A 17,718-nucleotide genomic window follows, 5' to 3' on the forward strand; every position below is an offset into this window, starting at 1 on the left:
TTATGACATTAGGGTAATATAATCGCAGTCAGGCTCCCGCTTATTATTTACGGGAAGCCAGTTTATTAAGTATATCCTGGACGTTGCCGATCTCGCCGATCCGCGGAAAGATGTTTTTCAGGCTATGATGATGTGCTTCCAGGGAGCGGTCTGTCATGGCATCGCTGGCGAAGCTGAGGTTGTATCCCAGTTCGCTGGCAGCACGGGCAGTACCTTCTACGCCTACACTGGTGGATACGCCACCCAGTACGATGTTGGTTACCTGCTGGGCCTGTAGCTGCTGATGCAGTGGTGTTTCGAAGAAGGCGTTCCAGGTATGTTTGCGGATGTGAATGTCGGCGCCCGGTTGCTGTAGTAGCTCCGGTACCAGCTCTTCGAAGCCGGTGGCCGGCATGATCACTTTGGCGACGGTCTGTGTCACTACGTTAGTCGGCACCGATGGCTGCTCTACCCGGCATTTGGTCCAGGCTGCCCCCATGGGATTGACGGTCACGAACACGACCGGCAGTCCGGCTTTCCGGAAAGCATCGATCAGGATGTTAGCCTGTGCCAGCACCTCCTTAATAGGATGGGCGGTTTCGTATTTTACAATGCCCTTTTGCAGGTCTATCAGTACCAGGGCGCTGCGTTTGTCTAAGGCGGTGATCATACAATATGGTTTTTTGTGTTATCCGGCGGCGGCGCTCAGCTTTTCCAATATGGCTACTGCATCCGCTAATGTTTTTCTTTCTTGTTTGGTCAGGTGGGTATCTATTGCCTGAGCCAGCCATTCGTCCCGCTCGTAGCGGGTATGTTCCACCAGTTTATTGCCGGTTTCCGTCAGGGTGATGTACGTCTTACGGCCATCCTCTTCCGATGGTGTCCGTTTGATGAGCTGCAGGCTATCCATTTTGCTCAGTATCTGCGACATCGACTGTGTACTTACCTTCACTAATGATGCCAGTTCGGACGGCAGTAAAGGTCCCTGCTTGTATATATAACCCACCGTTTCCATCTCTGAAATAGAATGATTTTCAACAGAATGCGCCTGTTTACGCAGGCGTTTAAACATTTTTGAGATCGCCGATCTCAGGGAGGAGGACAATTGAGTAGTACTCATTATTATTAATAAAACTTATTAATTTACTTAACAAATTTACTTTACTATCTGGATACCTGCCAAATTATTTTTGAGACCTCATTGTATAGCTCACGTCCACCTTTCCTGTAGTTAGTGTATAGCATTTGTATATCTCAGGTCCACCTTTTGTATACCTTAAGTATATCATTCGTATACCTGAGGTATACCTTTCCCTTAGTGGCGGCATTACATTCCGATAGTCAGAGCATGCCTTTTCACTGCGGGGTATCATCAGTGTGATGAGTTATATTCATAGTACCAAAATTTACCACCATGAAATTGAACCCCTCTTTTGAAAAGGTACCACGTACCAGCCTGAAGCAGGTAGCAGGAGGCGGGCAGGCGCATGCGGCCCGTGTATGCTTCACTTTCTGTACCAATGGATCACCCTGTCCGGCGGGATGTAAGTGTGTGTTCCAATCAGGCAATGTCCGTATTTGTTTGTCCTTATAAGACATTGTAAGTCCTATAGCGGGGAGAGATCCCTGCTATAGGCTCCCTATACCCCATTAGGAAACTAAACATAGATATCATGAGAAAACTGATCGATCAATTCGGTATTTTATCCCGCATTCAACTGGCAAAAGTTTCTGGTGGCCTGGGAAAGAGAAGAGAGCCTAATTGCGGAGCCATCTGTCGGACACAGGCAGACTGTGATCCGTCTCCACAACCCGCATGTGTGTGTCTGCGTCCCCGCCAGGCCTGTTACGGCCCGGCATCGCTGTAATGTCTTTGTTAGCCCAACCGGTGAAAGGCCGGTTGGTAATATCATTGCTGTAGCTGTTATTTATATTTAAAAAATGACCTATTCGTCATTGTTACATTCGTTCTGGTACTATAGTTTTGTAATCGTATTCATCCGCTAGCTGTTAAAATGAAAAGATAGTAATCGGAGATACCATACTCGCTTCAGCTGTAGCAGTTCCCAATTGGATTGTCATTTATTGCTTACCCCTAAAATCATCGTTGACATGAAAAGAACGAATGGGCATACTAATGCCGGCACCTCAGGAATGAACATGCTACAAGACTTACACACCAGGTTATTCGAAGTACCCATCCTATTCCGCGACCGTGTCTGTGAAGAATGTGCCTGGAGCATCCCCACTTTCTATAGAAAAATGAAAGCTATCGACCGCTATAACGGCCGGAAGAAGCTAATTCCAAGTCTCAGCAATGCTGAGATGGAAAAGATCATTGATGTCTTAGATCAAGAGTATAAGAAGCTGTGGGAGTATTGTGAGAGATATAGAACCAGAAAATAAGTGGGTGCATAACAATAGCGATATACAATATCGCTATTGTTATTTATCATGATATAACAAATATTATTATCTTCGCTATTGTCGACCGGAATCTACATATTATTAACACTCAATTTATTTAGGCTTATACTTATTAAATTCCTATATCGTTGGCCTTAATTGCCCCTACCTTTTGTGATTGAATTGTCGAGGTTTATTTTTTAAAAACCTGAAAAGGTATTCTTCCCTAGCGGAACAATAAATACATTATTTCAAGTAGAGCTAACATTCATATGATTAAATGCAATATTGCTTGCTGTTCAAACCATTTCGATTCGCAGAAGCATTGGCAACCAAGAAGATACCTCAAGCTAGAGGACCAAAAATAGTTTGGTTTCAAATGAATTTTTTGACAATCCAGAGAGCTACAAGTGATTTGATTGTTGTTTCAACTTAAAAGAGGAAATTATGCTTATTAAATAAAAGGTCTCGTAATAGACCAAAGAATGGAATGTTCTGTAAAGAATTTCAAAACTAAAAATCATGCTAATATGCTAGAAAGTAGTAGTTCATTCAGTATACCAATTATGATAGCTGCTTTAGCTATATTCGTTGTGATACAAATCGTAATAATCAGATGGGTACTAAGGATAAATGATATCGTCTTTTATCTTCAAAAGATACATGAAAAATTATGGAAGCTATTGGAAGAAAAAGGGTTAAACGATAAATAAGTGTTTCGTAATAGATGCCTCAAAAAGTTGACGTTACAACGATAACTGCTATAATAGGAATTGGATAGATCAACTACTTAATGGCAAAACTGTTAGTATAAAAAGTCTTCAGTTACGAGGAGGCTTGTAGATAGTAACTTTATCAGCCTTCTATTGCTGGTCTCAGCGAGGTCGTAATAGCTACTATATTATTGATAGTCTCTTAGCCCAAAGTTATAGAAACCATTTATATGCAGTGTGATTTCTATTCTTTTCTTAATGGTATAAAGTGCGGTCAGAACTATCAAGTACGTAAATAATAAAACAATAATAGCGGCCTATTATGCCGCTATTATTATGAAAAGCATCGCTTATTGAAGGAGAGGTACACCCTCCCTTTCATAAATATGATATTAAAATCCCCCACAATAAAGCGTCAGGCATCTGCAATTTGATCCCATACTTGTACAATCGCTTTGAATAACGCAGCGAATACCGAAGCAAAGCCTCGCTGTTGTCATCGCTTTACCGCCTCCATGTAAGGCTTTCATCTCCGATCTTGAAACTGGTGTGAATTGGATTAACTTTTTCATAAGACATTTATTTTAGGTGAAGAAATAATGCTTGCGAAATAATCGGGTATCTAATCTAATGTTTAGGAATGCGATATGACGGCGTTGAGACGCACGGTACAGGCCGGTGTATGTGCGCTTCGTCCATTTTATTGTCACTATTAGGAAATTTGTATATTTGTTTAAGCCCATCACTTATTGGCTTGTGGATGTAGCTAACCTCAATGTACCCTTGTTAGTGAATGACAACCTAATGTAGAATTAATATTAAATCTCTTATCTATGGCAGAATATGCTAATTGCCCCAATTGTGATAGCCCTATCAAATCAGGACTATTTAATTCAAATGAACTCCTTAATGATGAGTTATGTCTCCTGATAAATGAATTCGGGAGCCGCAGAAGTGCTGGTTATTGTAAGAAATGCGGTACCGATCTATCTCATGATGCGATGGCTAAACTTCGGGAGATATTTTCTGACGCTCAGTCGGAAGTAAGGAAGAATATAAGTAATATTCCTATCGTTACTACTCACTCGCCATTTGGATGGCAGTATCGGATTCTTGGAATGGCTTCCGGACAGAGCACGACAGGTACGGGACTCTTTTCTGAATTTACGGCTTCCTGGACAGATCTATTTGGTATGCAGTCGAGTGCTTATAACGAAAAGATCGCCAATGGCGAATCGTTGTGTGCAAGTCAGCTGAGGTCAAAGGCTGTTGCCATGGGCGGAAATGCAATTATTGCGGCGGACATTGACTATTCGGAATTGGGTGCCGGTAAAGGTATGATAATGGTTTGTATGTCGGGTACCGTTGTTCGTTTAGAAAATCTCGATGTTCTGGAACAGGGAAAAATTGCCGCATTGCAAATCATCAAAGAAAATTCGGCCAGCTTATCCCATTTGAATAAGCGGTTTCCCGAGACAATAAAAGCGATAAGAAAAAGTGCTTTGCCGCAGCAGTAGGTAATAGGCAAGACTGCGGATACTGTTCTATAATAATAACAAAATGCCATTTACATGACTGACGCAGCATGGGGTGTTTTAGGCACCCTGGGAGGAGCGTTTCTGGGCATAGGCTTCCCATGGATAAGAGAGTTTATTGACCGGAGACGCCCTCTTTTCGTAGACATAAAAGACTTTGGGCTTATTTATCAGGCGGTAAACCAACAGACATCGCCGGCTACTGGTGTCTTGAAAGCCTATGTTTATAATAGTTCCTCTATCCCGAAGCCATTCAGTCCACTAGACCTGACGTTGATAAATAATGAAACCATTAAGGTCATATTACATCAACATCCCGATCATTATGAGGAAGTGGCAGAAACTGTCCAGATAGGAGCAAACTCCGCTGAATACTTTATCGTACATGTGTCCATTCTTCCAATAAGTAAATATGATGAGCTACCTGTGCTTCCTGAACTAAAGGAGGAGCGCGGGAATTTAAAGGGGATATTTAGGTATAGAGTAGGAGCGAAAATAAAAAGGACCAAAATACATATTTGGCAGGGGGTAGAATTGGAGGAGTAAACAAAAAGAGAAATCATAGAGGAGGCATAGTGCTAAAGCCTTCGAGCCTGCTCCCGGTCTTTAGCAATCCCTCCTTTTCCGTACCTCGCCGCCACAAAACCTCACCAATGCTGCTCTCCTGATCCAGGTATATAACACCCTGCATTTTATCGCGGAAAACTACAACCGTCTTATCTCCATCAGGGAGCTGGAGAACGTGTCTAATTATTCTTACCGGAATATCCAGCGGGTGTTTAAGTACATCTGTGGGCAGACGATTGACGGCTAGTTGTATGCAAATGTATGCTGATCCCATCATTTTCTGATACTGCATCGTCCCTACTACTTAAGATATAAATATTTGCCGATGAAACCTTATTTTCTGTAACCCCAAAAACTATACGTTATGAAGAAGATCACCCAGTTTAAGACTTTAACAAGAACAGATCTCAAAATCGTTAAAGGTGGCGGTTTAACCCGCGGGCAGATCGAATGCCCCAAGCAAAGATGTATCACGGAGTTCGGCTGGCCTAACTGCTTGCCAGGTGTATTCTGCGGATGTATGAAGGACTTGATGTGCGGATCACCCTTCTGATACCACTGTGCTGTTCTTACAGTCAGCAAAGGTGGTGGCACAGCTGCCGCGAATGCAACCTGCCAGCTCGTATGCTGCCAGCAGACGACAGGATGGATGTATTGAAAACCTGCTGGGAATTTCTGTATATATAACGCCAATGGCTATTGCGACGTTCGTTTATGATGTAACGGTAGTGTTCAGCCGTCACTGAACACTATGTGAACGCAGCGCTATCCTGTAATGCGAATGGAATGACTAGACGGTTAATCTATTGGATAAGATCGACGTTTTTTATAACGTCTCAGCCCCTGTTTTCTATAACCCAATCCATATTTGTTATGAAAAAGATGACCAACTTCGAATTAGTTTCCAGAGCGGAACTAAAATCGATCAATGGTGGTGGAAGCTCTGTGGCACAGCGCGAATGTCCCTTCAGAGGTTGCACGCCAGAGACATCATTTATTTATTGCAGGCCGGCAGGCGTATTTTGTGTATGTAGAAACATCGGTTTCTGCGGTTTTGGCATACCATAGCGTATGCAAAAGCGTCCCTGACAACCAGGGACGCTTTAAATTGATCTCAACTTATCGTCTGCTGTTGCAAATGCTAAGTCAGGCATAATACTGTTGACAGCTATCGCCCTCACATGTGCATCGTCCTGCAAAAAAAAAACAAAGACGCCTCAGCCGATAAAAGGCAACTTACTAAACAAACAGATGTACATAACAATAAGATCCCCCGATAGTCGAGGACTACCGGGGGATAGCTTTTTAGAAGGCACATCTGCCGGCGCCGCCAACAGGGCCCAGGCATACACAGCCACTACGAACGCAGCCATTACCAGGCGTATTACGGCACTGAGAAGGGCAGGGGAGGGCTACGCGCACGCCCGAACCACCACCATGAATGTTTTTCAGTGCATCGCGATGCATCATTTCAAATTTGCTGATCTTTTTCATAACGCTATGGGTTTTGGGTTTTGAAATTACAGGATGGGTGCAGATGGTGACAGTTATTCAAAGGAGGCGCATCTGCCCGTGCCACCTACAGGACCCAGGCATGCACAACCGCTGCGTACGCAGCCATTACCGGGTGTGTTACGGCACAGAGAAGGACAGGAGAGCCCCACGCGTATACCTGCGCCACCACCATGAATACTTTTCAGTGCATCGCGATGCATCATTTCAAATTTGCTGATCTTTTTCATAACTCTATGGATTTTGGGTTTTGGAATGACAGGGTTGAATCAAATCGTGACAGTCGTAAAGTTGCATATTAACGCATCCGTCTGTAAAAATGCCGCAGTGGCGGAAGAAAATAAATACCATGATCCTGTCCTATTATGTCAAATGTACATATGATGGGCGCCAGATAAAAAAACTGCAATTATTGCGAACATTTTCATTAAACTTGTGTTCCGCATATTTAGTAAGGTTACTACCTGAAAACGGGGGCTGCTATTGATAACCGATGATGAGCAATGATCAAACACTGATAGAAAGGGCCAAATCGGGAGATGAACGGGCCTTTCAACAATTATTTGATAGATACTGGCGGGACCTGTACCGCATAGCTTACCAGCGAGTGAGAGCCGAAGCCGACGCTCAGGACCTGGTACAGGAAGTCTTTATTGCCTTCTGGAAGAACATACACACCGTCAAAATCACCGACTCCGTAGCCGGATACCTCTTCATCGCACTCCGTAATAAGATATTCGACTTCTACGAAAAACAACAGGTCCGCCTACACTACGTACTCGACCAGCCATTTCGTGCCGCCGATACACCCGAACAGCCAATTGATAACATCGCCAGTAAAGAACTACGCAACATACTAGCCGCCGCCATCGAGACGCTGCCAGATAAAATGAAAGAAATATACCGCCTCAGCCGCGAACAACAACTCACCATAGCAGAAATGTCATCCCTGCTCGCACTCTCTCCGCAAACCGTCAAAAATCAACTCAGTACCGCATTACAGCGTATCCGGAAAGAAGTCCAGCGACACTATCTCCTCCTGCTCTGAAATTTTTTTTCGCGACACTAGTACTCCGCCACCTGTCACCCGTTATTCATTCATATAGGTCGTCACTATGGATGAACAATTGCTGGCACTCATAAAGAAATACAACCAGGGCAAATGCACGCCTGCCGAAAAGCAGCGCCTGGAAGACTGGTACAACGCCACCGGCATGGACAATAGTGAAGTCCCCCCTCCACCAGGTGGATGGGAAGCAGCCGGTAAGGTCATGTGGAAAGAGATCCGCGCCAATCAACCGGCCAGAAAAGCCCGCATCCGGCCTATATACTGGCAGGTCGCCGCCGCCGCAGTCATACTCCTCGCCATAGCAGGATTGTACCGCTTCTGGCAGCAACAACAACAGTGGATAGTAATACGCACCGCACAGGGCGAGATCAGGCAGATCACCTTGCCCGATAGCTCCTCCGTCACCATGAATGGCAATGCCGTACTACGCTATGGCCGCCAATGGGACCCATCAAAAGAAAGACAAGTATGGATCACCGGAGAAGCCTTCTTTAACGTTAGACACCTGCATAAAAAAGGAGCTACCGTCATACCGGTACATCGTTTCCTGGTACATGCAGGTCCCACACAGGTCACCGTACTAGGCACCTCCTTTAATGTAAAGACACAGGGAGACATCACCCGCATCATACTCGAAACAGGTCATATTCAGCTAAACCATGAAAAAGGCCATAACAGTCCCGTCGACATGCTGCCGGGCGAAATGGTCACCGTCAACATACATAACACTACCGTTAAAAAAGAAAAGATCAACACCACCATATACACCGCTTGGAAAGCAGGCAAACTTGAACTAAACAGCACCGATTTTGCTGATATAGTGAAGTTCATCACATACAACTATGGACGGAAAGTAGGCGTGTATGATACCACCCTACTCCATAAAAGATTGTCCGGGGGTACAGTGGACACAAACGATGAACAACAGCTTTACAGTATTTTATCAACTATTTTAAATGTTAACATTCGCCAACAGGGCGACTCTATCATCATTTCTCACCAATAATGATGACAGCAGATAGGACTTTATCAACCATTTAAAAAAAGAAATCGCTACTATGAACAAATGTACTCTGCTCCTGGCGGGAGTATTGTCCGTGCTATGCCCCGACAATACCGCCCCCGCAGCGGCACCATTGTCCGCACCGGCAAGGGTAGTGCACACACAACCAAGATCCATACCGCTACCCGTATTGCTCAAAACAATACAACAGCGACATAAGGTCAGCTTCATCTATGAAGAATCATTGCTCAAAGGCAAAGCCTGCACCTGCGACGCTGCCCGCACCCGCCGCGAAGAAGTAGAACAATATGTCGCTGCCATCATCGCTCCCATGCACCTGAAACTAAAAAGATTTAACGATTACACCTATGCCATCATAAGCGCCGACACGCCTGACGATACTGCACTTCCCGCAGAACCCATCCCGTCATCAGGAAGAAGCCACCAACTTGATAAGGTCAGTAATACCGCACAAGCGGGCACATACCATGTATCATCTGCCGATGCCCTGCAACAACGCGTAGTCATCAGCGGTCGCATCGTAGCAGAAGAAAATGAAGATCCACTGCCAGGCGCTATCGTCATGGTCGAAGGCACCAATTTCGGCACCACCGCCGATGAAGAAGGACGCTTCACATTGCGTGTCCCCACCGCCAGAATACTACTCATAAAACATATAGGCTACGAACCGAAAGAACTCACTTTGGGAGACAAAAGAACAGATCTCATCATCCGCCTCACTGGTAAGTCAAAAACGCTTACCGACGTAGTAGTAACAGGCATCTATAAAAGACCGGTGGAAAACTTCACCGGCTCCGCCAAAATCATCACCGCCGAAGAACTACAACGCATCTCACCCCAAAATATACTGGCAGCCATCGCTGTGCTCGATCCGGCCTTCCAGATGCCCGAAAATATCAACCTCGGCTCCGATCCTAACCGCCTGCCAGACGTACAACTCCGCGGACAGAACAACTTCCCCGTACAATCCGGCAGAAGCAGCAACGCCAGCCTCCGCAGCATGTACGGCGACAAACCCAATGCTCCCATGTTCGTACTCGATGGCTTCGAAGTAAGCATACAACGCATATTCGACCTCGATATGAACCGCGTATCCAGGATCACCATACTCAAAGATGCCGCCGCCACCGCCATATATGGCTCCCGCGCCTCCAACGGCGTCATCGTCATCGACACCCGCCAGCCCAAAGAAGGCGCCGTAAGAGTATCCTACCGCGGCGGCCTCCAGGTAGAAGCACCCGACCTCAACGGCTATGACCTGCTCAACGCTAAAGAAAAACTGCAACTGGAAAAAGATGCCGGCAGATACATCTCCACCCGCTTCCAGGGTGATCAGCTCAACCTGGATGAAGAATACAACCGCCGCCTCAAAGCGGTAACCAGCGGCGTTAACACCTACTGGCTCTCACAACCACTACAGACAGGCGTCGGCAGCACACACTCCCTCTACCTCGAAGGAGGAGACAACGCCGTGCGATATGGCGTCAACCTCGGCTATCAGAACAATGTCGGCGTCATGAAAGGCTCCGGCCGCCAAAACCTCAGCGGAGGCGTCACACTCAACTATCGTAGTAACAAACTACTCTTCGGAAACGACCTCTCCATTACCTCCAATAAAGCCACTAACTCGCCATATGGATCGTTCAGCGCCTACGCAAAAATGAATCCCTATAATAAAGCCTTCGATTTAAATGCCCATCCACTCCGATACCTCGATACCAGCTGGATCGGTTATACCTACAACTACCTCGAAAATCCCATATATAACGCTACCATCGGTAGCCGTAACAATAGCCAGTACCTGCTGTTTACCAACAATTTCCGCTTCGAATGGTCCGCACTCTCCTGGCTGCGTTTCAACGGTAGCTTCAGCTTCACCAAAAGCACCGACGAATCCAACGACTTCAAACCAGCCGCTCATACCAGCTTCGACAACGTCGACTTTAGCCAGAAAGGAAGTTTCCAGAAAATAAATGGCAAAAGCGCTAACTATAACGCCACCCTCGGCTTCGATATCCGTAAGATGTTCGGCAAAAGCCTGCTCTACGTCACCGGCGGCGGTAACCTCAACGAGATAAAGAACGAATCAACCGGCGTCACTGCCGTAGGATTCCCCAACGCCAAAATGGACAATATCATCTTCGCCAGCGGATACGCCGCCAATACAAAACCCACCGGCATCCAGGGTATCAGCCGCCTCGCCAGCCTGCGCATGAATATCAACTACTCATACGACAACCGCTACCTGGCAGACTTCTCCTCCAGCATCGACGCCTCCTCCCAGTTCGGTACCAACAAAAGCCTCGCACCTTTCTGGTCCTTCGGCCTCGGCTGGAATATCCACCGCGAAGCCTTCCTGCACAACAATCGCCTGATCAACTTCCTCAAACTCAGAGCCTCCATAGGTACCACCGGCGACCAACGGTTCCCGCCATACATGGCCATCACCACCTACACCTATGCGAACGATCGTTATTACCTCAACCAACTGAGTGCATACCTCATGGGCTACGGCAATCCCGCCCTCGGCTGGCAAAAAGGATTTAAGCGAAACATCGGCGTAGATGCCACCCTCTGGCAAAACCGCTGGAGCCTCAGCGCAGACTACTACGACAACAGTACCAATGATCTCATCCTCGATATTAGCACACCGCCCTCCCTCGGCTTCTCCGGCTTCAAGGAAAATGTCGGCTCCCTGCGCAACAAAGGCTGGCAGGTCAGCACCAACGTCGTACTCATCCAGCGCACCAGGCAAGAATTTTTCTGGAGAATAGGCGTGTCAGCTTATCACAATACCAATAAGATCGATAAGATATCCAACACGCTGAAAAAGCTGAACAGCGACAACGATAAGTTTGGCAACGATACCGAGAAGAAACAACAACTATACCCTCGTCTCCGCTTCGAAGAAGGCCAATCATTAACCGCCCTCTGGGGCGTACAAAGCATGGGCATAGACCCGGCCAACGGCCAGGAACTGTTCCGCCGCAGAGATGGTACCTATACCTACACCTGGGACCCCAACGACAAAATCGTCCTGGGCGACACCGAACCTAAAGTATCCGGCACCATCTCCACAGGTGTAGACTTCAAAGGCTTTAGCATTAACATCTACATCATGTACCGCCTCGGCGCACAGATATATAATCAGACACTCGTAGATAGGGTCGAAAATGCTGACATCACCTATAACGTAGATAGACGCGTGTCAGAACAGCGTTGGCGAAAACCAGGAGACCACTCCATGTATAAAGGGATCACCTACCTCACCTCCGGTGGCATATCACAACCGGTATCTACACCTACCTACACCACCTCCCGCTTCGTGCAGACAGAAAATACACTGGATTGCAGCAGCATATCCGCCAGCTACCGCTTCCCGGATCAATGGCTTAAAAGGATGAAAATGTCGAATACACGCATCGACTTCTACCTGAATAATCCATTCCGCATCTCCAGCATCAAACGCGAACGGGGTCTCGACTACCCATTCGCCAACACATTCAGCTTTAATATCAACACCACATTCTTCTAAACGAAAAAAGCAGATCAAATGAAACATACCAAAATTATCTGCATATACCTGCTGCTCTCCGCAATGCTCTCCTGCAAAAAATGGCTGGATGTACGCCCCGCTACCGAAATAAAACAGGAGAACATGTTCGAAACAGAAACCGGGTTCAAAGAAGCCCTCTTCGGCGTATACATGAAAATGGGTAAGACAGCATCGTATGGAGGTACCCTCACCCTCACCATCCTGGACGTGCTCGCCCAATACTACAATGTACAGGACTTCAATAACAAATATGCCAACGTCGGTAAATACAACTATAGGGACATACAGGTCAGGACCGCCATCGACTCCGTCTGGAATCTACAATACGAATGTATCGCCAACCTGAACAACCTGCTCGCAGCAGTCGATCAGCAAAAGTCAGTGTTCTCCGGTCAGCACTACGAAATGGTTAAAGGAGAAGCCCTCGGCCTCAGAGCATTCTTGCACTTCGACCTCCTGCGTATATATGGCCCCGTGATCGCAACAGGCGCCGCAAAAAAGGCCATCCCATATATCACCACCTTCGGTAAGCTGGTCACACCACAAAGTACCGCCACCGAAATAATGGATAAATGCCTGCAAGACCTCGATGCCGCCGACAGCTTGCTCAAAGTACAACAACAGCTGTTCTACGCCGATCCGGACGCATTCCGCTCCTATACCCGCAATCATTTCAACTACTGGGCAGTACAGGCACTACGGGCACGTATATATCTCTATAAAGGGGATAAAGTAAAAGCCTTACAGTACGCCAAATCCGTCATAGATGAAGCACGCTTCACCTTCGGAGATCCCAACACCTTCAACGCCACCTACAACAGCGATCGCACCTTCTCCACCGAACATATATTCGCCATACAGGTATCCGATCTCAAAATCCTCTACGACCGCGAATTCAAACCAGGTAGCACAAATGCCGTCACTATCTATCAATTGCCAACAGTCGTCGACGATATGTTCGAGGTAACCAAAGGGGGCGCCACCGACTACCGCTATCGCTACCTGGTAGCCCGGCAGGGAGACGTATCCCTCTTTACCAAATACAACCAGGATGTCAATGGCGCCCTCGAGATCGAAGGACAGATACCACTGATCAAATTACCGGAACTATACTACATCGCCGCAGAAGCCTCACCAGACAAAAACCTCGCACTCACTTATCTCAACACCATAAGAAGTAAACGAGGCCTGGTAGGCCTGCCCACCCCCATAGACGAAGCTACCCTCACAGCAGAGCTCACAAAAGAATATACCAAAGAGTTCTGCAGCGAAGGCCAGCTGTTCTTTTATTTTAAAAGACTCAATCGCTCGCAGATACCTCGTACCGCCGTCCAGATGAATGAGGCCACCTATGTCCTGCCATTACCCGACAACGAAGTAGAATTCGGTAACCGTTAAATGAATCAATATGCTACAACATCTTAAATATACGGGCTTGATAATGGGCCTCCTCTGCATGGGAAGCTGCGTGAAAGACACACCCAGGTTCGCCAATGAGGCAGGCGTATATATCAATAAAGAAAGTATGGATAGCTATAAAGACAGCATCACCTATTCATTCGCTGTCAAACCAGATACACTCCAGCAGGACACCATATACCTCCCCATACGCATCACCGGCCTGCCCACCAAAAACGATCGTCCCATACCCATGACCATCGTCAAAGACAGTACCTCCGCCACCCAGGCACAGCACTACGAACTACCGGTATGCCTCATCAAAGCCGATAGCTTCATCGCCAGGTTCGCCATCATCGTAAAACGTCGCCCCGATCTCAAAGACCGCGAAGTACGACTGATGTTACAGGTAACACCCAGTCAGGACTTCCCGCTCAATATCACCCGCCTCGCCACCGGCGCCAATCCATACTACCTCATCCGGCTCAATGACAAACTCACCAAACCGGATAAATGGGAATCCGCCGGCAGCTGGTTACAAACATTCTTCGGCAACTATAGCGAGACTAAATTCAAATTTATCATACAGGTCACCGGTCGCAGCAACTGGCCCCCAAGAGGCCGCGATGGCGCCGGTGCACCCATACTCAACGATATGCACAACTATTCCAGCATGGTGCACGAAGCATTACGCCTCTATGAAGCTGCCAACGGCCCTATGATAGACGAAAACGGGAATCGCGTAGTATTCCCCTGACGTATACACTACTTTCTCTTCACGTTAAAACAACAGGCATGAAACACCTGCCCGGTATATACACCCTGCTCCTCATCACCATGCTCCTGTTCACAGCATGCTATAAGGACAAAGGCAACTACAACTACACACAGATCGCAGAAATGACGATCAACGGCCTGCCCGATACCCTCAATACCTTGCTGCTGGACACGCTCCAACTCCAACCCTCCGTTACGCAACAGGGGGTAAGCAACGGTAACTACAGCTATGATTGGTTCGTAATAGATTACAAAGCCAACACCAGAACCTCCGTAGCCAATACACTCGCCTTGCGCATGCCGGTCACCACCGGCATCGGTACCTACCCGCTCGTATTCCGGGTAACAGACAAAAACACCGGCATCAGCAGCTCCAAAGAGGTCACCATGATCGTCAAATCCTTGCTGAGCAATGGCGCACTCCTGCTCGAAGAAGGCCCGCAGGGTGGAGACCTCAGCCAGGTCACTCCCGATTACAAAGTATATCGCAACTTGTACAGCCAGATCAACAAAGGCGAACGACTCATCCCTCCCCTGAAAGGCATACTGGGTAGCTACAACGACAATAACCGCTATCAGCAACAGGTTATCTTCATCGTCGCCGGTACCGATCCCGTACTCCTCGATGTACAGACCTATGCGAAAAAAGGAGTGCTGTCACAACAATTCCAGACCCCGCCGGCAACAATGGAGCCGTCCTTCTATAATTGTAACAACGACGCCTATATCATCAATAGTGGAAAGATCTATGGCATGCAGGGCGCTACCAGCAACCCCATCAAGTTTGTAGCGCCAATGGCCGGCAATTATAAAGCGGCGCCCTATCTCCATCCGCTATACAGCTGGTTCGCTGCCTTCGCCACCTACGACGAAGCGAATGGCCGCTTCGCCTATGGCAAAAAGTCAGGGGGAGACCTCCTGTTCTACCCACCAGCCACCGGAGCCAGCGCATTCGATCTCAATAAGATCGGCAAAAAATACGTATACGCTGCACCGACCGCCAGCAACTATGTACTATGGATAATGAAAGACAGCGATGGCTCCCTGCATATATACATCGTCAACCCGGATAGCAACAGCGCAGATGCCGCCATCCAATACGTGGCAGTAGCAAACGCACCGGCCATGCAGACAGCCACCGCATATACGGCGTCAGCCAAAGTGCCTCAGCTTTACTACAGCGCTGCCAACCAGCTATACCTGTACGACTACAAAGCCAATACTGCCAGGCACCTCTACACACTGCCTGCCGGCGAAAACATCACCGCCTTACAACTAATACCCGACAAAACAGCTAACGGCTGGACATACACGACGCAGAACAAACTACTGGCTGTCTCCTGGAATGGCAGTGAAAGCAAACTATACTACTTCGATATCGAAGATACCGGCCTCCTGAAAAGTAACACTCCCGTCAAAGTAGTCGGCGGCTTCGGAAAGATCATCTCTCTCTTTTACAAATAAACAAGTGATCATGAAATCATGGATGTTAATCGGCCTCTGTATGCCCCTGATGGCACAGGCACAGCAAAAGCAAGCAGTAGCGCCCTTTGAGATCAAAGGCAGCATAAACAGTAACGCACCGCTAAATAACTGGGTCTATCTGCGCTATGAACAGAATGGGGAGAAAAAACAGGATAGCGCCCGGATAAAAAACCGTCAATACAAATTCACCGGCACATTACACTACCCCGTAGAAGCAACGTTATACTTCAGCGTTCCCGATAGTACCGCGCAATACTACCGCCAGACACGTATGCTGAAACCATACGAATACACCTTCTACCTGGACGCCGGAAATTTACGCATACAGGCAGACAGCACCCTCCGGTCCTCAAAGGTCACCGGCTCGCCCGCCCAGGCAGACCAAGAACTGCTCAACCAACAACTGGCCGTTGTCCAACATAAAGAAGACAGCCTGTACCGCTCGGAAGGAGAACCCGCCTATCGTAGCAAAGACTCCATCGCCATCGCCCGCTACCAGGAAAAATCCTACCGCTACTACGACGAACAAGAACACCTGCGCTGGGCCTTTATGGAAAAACATCCCGCATCAGGCATCATCCTCGACCTGCTGCAGGATTGTACCCGCTCCTTCCTGGACCCCGCCAAAGTCGAACCCATATATGATCGCATGTCCCCAGCCCTGAAGGCGTCACCCGCCGCAAAGGCCTACGCACAAAGACTGGAAAAAGCTAAACTGACAGCCGCCGGCGTACAGGCCCCCGATTTCCAACTGAACAACACCTCCGCCCAACCTGTACGCTTCTCCGCGTTTAAAGGCAAACTCGTACTCCTCGACTTCTGGGGCAGCTGGTGCGGACCCTGCCGGATGAGTAATCCCCACCTCAGAGAAATCTACAACGCCTTCCAATCCAAAGGCTTTGAAATCGTTGCCGTCGCCTGCGAAAGAGGTAGCACCCCACAACAACAACAGGAAAAGTGGAAAAAAGCCATAGCAGAAGATCGCATGAACTGGGTCAACCTCCTCAATAATGACAACCCACAGGAAGATGTCGCCAAACTATATGGCGTCAGCGCCTTCCCAACCAAACTGCTCATCGGGAAAGATGGTAAGATCATCAAACGTTTTGTAGGCAATACCCCCCTCAAACAACAAGAGCTGGAAAACTTGGTAAAAAAATATCTGGCAGGTAGCTAACATACCGGCCGCAGGGAGTTCACGAGAGCAGCAACAACCGAAAGGGAGGCCAAGCCTCCCTTTCACAGTAATGGCAATACGAAAAAAGAGAAGAAAGATGCCGTATCTCACATCCACTGCATGATAAAATGAGGTGGACTGCGCTACAAAAAAAGAGGAAGGCAATCGCCTCCCTCTCCTGGTGATGACTATAATAAAAAGTTAGTTCGCCGTCTTCACGCACTTACCCTGATCCGGACTGGAGGGGTTGTTAGTAGACCAGCAGGTCAACCCCGCTTCACATTTAATGTCCATCCAGTTACAATATTCCCCCTCTTTCGACGGACGAACGGTAAACCGGACAGCTTGACCGCCTAATACGTTCTTAATTTCACTTCTGGACAATACGTCCACGTTACTCATAGATTGGAATTGCAGTGTTTTCATGTCGCTGAGTTTAATTATTGTGAAAGTTAAAATGTGGGCACTAGTAGCAGCTAGTAGTGACAGATTGTTGTTCGATAGTGCTTAAACGTTTAAG

At 47.5% G+C, this 17,718-nt stretch carries 17 protein-coding genes; 12 read left to right on the forward strand and 5 right to left on the reverse strand.

The annotated features are described in order from the left end of the window. Nucleotides 1–43 precede the first annotated feature (43 nt). Nucleotides 44–649 (reverse strand): isochorismatase family protein, encoded by a 606-nt coding sequence (locus KTO58_RS04800; RefSeq protein ID WP_095840482.1) that lies wholly within the window; start codon nt 647–649, stop codon nt 44–46. Nucleotides 650–667: 18 nt separating this feature from the next. Beyond that, the gene (locus KTO58_RS04805; protein ID WP_095840481.1) at nt 668–1,099 is read right to left on the reverse strand and encodes a MarR family winged helix-turn-helix transcriptional regulator; all 432 of its coding nucleotides are present in this window, start codon (nt 1,097–1,099) and stop codon (nt 668–670) included. 553 nt (nt 1,100–1,652) lie between these two features. Between KTO58_RS04805 and KTO58_RS04810 the strand changes: the two genes are divergently transcribed. From KTO58_RS04810 to KTO58_RS28875, 5 genes are all read left to right on the forward strand, one after another. Continuing rightward, the gene (locus KTO58_RS04810; RefSeq protein ID WP_157753181.1) at nt 1,653–1,847 is read left to right on the forward strand and encodes a hypothetical protein; all 195 of its coding nucleotides are present in this window, start codon (nt 1,653–1,655) and stop codon (nt 1,845–1,847) included. A 244-nt stretch (nt 1,848–2,091) separates the two neighbouring features. After that, complete coding sequence (locus KTO58_RS04815; protein ID WP_095840479.1) at nt 2,092–2,385, forward strand: hypothetical protein; 294 nt, start codon at nt 2,092–2,094, stop codon at nt 2,383–2,385. A 1,546-nt stretch (nt 2,386–3,931) separates the two neighbouring features. After that, nucleotides 3,932–4,615 (forward strand): YbjQ family protein, encoded by a 684-nt coding sequence (locus tag KTO58_RS04820; RefSeq protein ID WP_095840477.1) that lies wholly within the window; start codon nt 3,932–3,934, stop codon nt 4,613–4,615. 54 nt (nt 4,616–4,669) lie between these two features. After that, complete coding sequence (locus KTO58_RS04825; protein WP_095840476.1) at nt 4,670–5,179, forward strand: hypothetical protein; 510 nt, start codon at nt 4,670–4,672, stop codon at nt 5,177–5,179. A gap of 385 nt (nt 5,180–5,564) precedes the next feature. Next, nucleotides 5,565–5,753 carry a ComC/BlpC family leader-containing pheromone/bacteriocin gene (locus tag KTO58_RS28875; RefSeq protein WP_095840474.1) on the forward strand — a complete coding sequence of 63 codons (189 nt, stop codon included), beginning with the start codon at nt 5,565–5,567 and terminating at the stop codon, nt 5,751–5,753. A gap of 752 nt (nt 5,754–6,505) precedes the next feature. Here the strand turns inward: KTO58_RS28875 and KTO58_RS04835 are convergent. Both KTO58_RS04835 and KTO58_RS04840 read right to left on the reverse strand, forming a co-directional pair. Continuing rightward, nucleotides 6,506–6,694, reverse strand: a complete 189-nt coding sequence (locus KTO58_RS04835) for a hypothetical protein (protein WP_157753180.1) — start codon at nt 6,692–6,694, stop codon at nt 6,506–6,508. Between the two features lie 53 nt (nt 6,695–6,747). Further along, nucleotides 6,748–6,942 carry a hypothetical protein gene (locus KTO58_RS04840; protein ID WP_095840472.1) on the reverse strand — a complete coding sequence of 65 codons (195 nt, stop codon included), beginning with the start codon at nt 6,940–6,942 and terminating at the stop codon, nt 6,748–6,750. Nucleotides 6,943–7,205: 263 nt separating this feature from the next. Here KTO58_RS04840 and KTO58_RS04845 point away from each other — a divergent pair, with 263 nt between their 5' ends. The 7 genes from KTO58_RS04845 (at nt 7,206) to KTO58_RS04875 (ending at nt 17,198) form a co-directional block, all read left to right on the forward strand. Beyond that, nucleotides 7,206–7,760, forward strand: a complete 555-nt coding sequence (locus KTO58_RS04845) for an RNA polymerase sigma factor (RefSeq protein ID WP_095840471.1) — start codon at nt 7,206–7,208, stop codon at nt 7,758–7,760. 67 nt (nt 7,761–7,827) lie between these two features. After that, the gene (locus KTO58_RS04850) at nt 7,828–8,787 is read left to right on the forward strand and encodes a FecR family protein (protein WP_095840470.1); all 960 of its coding nucleotides are present in this window, start codon (nt 7,828–7,830) and stop codon (nt 8,785–8,787) included. A 52-nt stretch (nt 8,788–8,839) separates the two neighbouring features. Then, on the forward strand, nt 8,840–12,340 hold the full coding sequence (locus KTO58_RS04855; protein WP_225860058.1) for a SusC/RagA family TonB-linked outer membrane protein: 3,501 nt from the start codon (nt 8,840–8,842) through the stop codon (nt 12,338–12,340). An 18-nt stretch (nt 12,341–12,358) separates the two neighbouring features. Continuing rightward, nucleotides 12,359–13,759, forward strand: coding sequence for a RagB/SusD family nutrient uptake outer membrane protein (locus KTO58_RS04860; RefSeq protein ID WP_095840468.1), 1,401 nt, complete (start codon nt 12,359–12,361; stop codon nt 13,757–13,759). A 10-nt stretch (nt 13,760–13,769) separates the two neighbouring features. Beyond that, a complete protein-coding gene (locus tag KTO58_RS04865; protein WP_095840467.1) occupies nt 13,770–14,516 on the forward strand; it encodes a DUF4843 domain-containing protein in 747 nt (248 codons plus the stop codon). Between the two features lie 38 nt (nt 14,517–14,554). Continuing rightward, nucleotides 14,555–16,000, forward strand: coding sequence for a PKD-like family lipoprotein (locus tag KTO58_RS04870; protein ID WP_095840466.1), 1,446 nt, complete (start codon nt 14,555–14,557; stop codon nt 15,998–16,000). A gap of 10 nt (nt 16,001–16,010) precedes the next feature. Further along, on the forward strand, nt 16,011–17,198 hold the full coding sequence (locus KTO58_RS04875) for a TlpA disulfide reductase family protein (protein WP_095840465.1): 1,188 nt from the start codon (nt 16,011–16,013) through the stop codon (nt 17,196–17,198). Nucleotides 17,199–17,399: 201 nt separating this feature from the next. On the opposite strand, the gene KTO58_RS04880 is transcribed toward KTO58_RS04875, so the two are convergent. Then, nucleotides 17,400–17,624 (reverse strand): hypothetical protein, encoded by a 225-nt coding sequence (locus tag KTO58_RS04880; RefSeq protein ID WP_095840464.1) that lies wholly within the window; start codon nt 17,622–17,624, stop codon nt 17,400–17,402. Nucleotides 17,625–17,718: the final 94 nt, after the last annotated feature.

The organism is Chitinophaga pendula, assembly GCF_020386615.1.
GTDB classification, from domain to species: Bacteria; Bacteroidota; Bacteroidia; order Chitinophagales; family Chitinophagaceae; genus Chitinophaga; species Chitinophaga pendula.